At 59.9% G+C, this 862-nt stretch carries 1 protein-coding gene; it reads left to right on the forward strand.

Annotated elements, in window-relative coordinates; genetic code table 11:
- Window positions 1-151: 151 nt before the first annotated feature.
- Complete coding sequence (locus ABG80_RS13755) at window positions 152-619, forward strand: GNAT family N-acetyltransferase (RefSeq protein WP_058088221.1); 468 nt, start codon at window positions 152-154, stop codon at window positions 617-619.
- Window positions 620-862: the final 243 nt, after the last annotated feature.

Consider the following 862-nt stretch of genomic DNA (forward strand, 5'->3'; position numbering starts at 1 on the left):
CGCCTCGTGTGCGGGCTCGCTGGCTGCGCATCGGCTCTGCTACTGGCACCGGCCTAACTGGGCGTTGCAGGGGACGCCTCCACCACTGCGCGCTTCGGCAACGCCAAGCGTGCGCCCCTGAACTTGGGCGTTAGGCGCCCCCACGAACAAAATGAACATCACCATCAGGGAAGCCTCAGCTCGAGACACAAGCTCCGTTGCGGAGTTGTTTGATCTTTATCGTCAGTTCTACGAACAACCCGCCGACCTCCCTCGCGCTACGGCGTTCATCGCCGATCGAATCAATGGGAACGAGTCGGTCATCCTGCTCGCAGCTTCCCAAGAGGCAGGGCTGCTTGGCTTCTGCCAGCTCTACCCAACATTCTGTTCGGTTGAAGCACAACCCATATATGCGCTCTACGACCTCTTCGTCTTACCCATCGCGCGCAGGAGTGGAGTTGGAAGAATGCTGCTGCAAGCCGCAGAGAACCGCGCAAGATCGGACGGCAAGGCGCGAATGGATCTCACAACAGCAAGAACCAACCATCAAGCGCAACAACTCTATGAGTCCATGGGCTGGGTTCGCGATGAAGTGTTCTTCGCCTATAGCCGCCACGTGGGCAAGCAATCAGCGTCGTGACCCTCAACCACCGCAGCGCTATCAACCAGCGCCTAACTGGGCGTTGCAGGGGACGCTCATACGTCGCATCGCTTCGGCTACGCCAAGCGGGCGCCCCTGAACTTTGGCGTTAGGCCCTCGCGTAAATGCACCGCTTGCACAGGCCAAGCGAGCCACCTCCTCGGTGGCTACTCGCAGCCAGGCATGCGCTTCTTGGTCCGCGCAAAGTCTCGTGGCATGCTTGCATTCAAGCTGGCTTCAGCA

This window comes from Aquabacterium parvum, from assembly GCF_001447195.1.
GTDB classification, from domain to species: domain Bacteria; phylum Pseudomonadota; class Gammaproteobacteria; order Burkholderiales; family Burkholderiaceae_C; genus Aquabacterium; species Aquabacterium parvum.

Excerpts from the sequence above, each read along its gene's own strand:
- ABG80_RS13755 (WP_058088221.1), top strand. The coding sequence starts at position 152 with ATGAACATCACCATCAGGGAAGCCTCAGCTCGAGACACAAGCTCCGTT.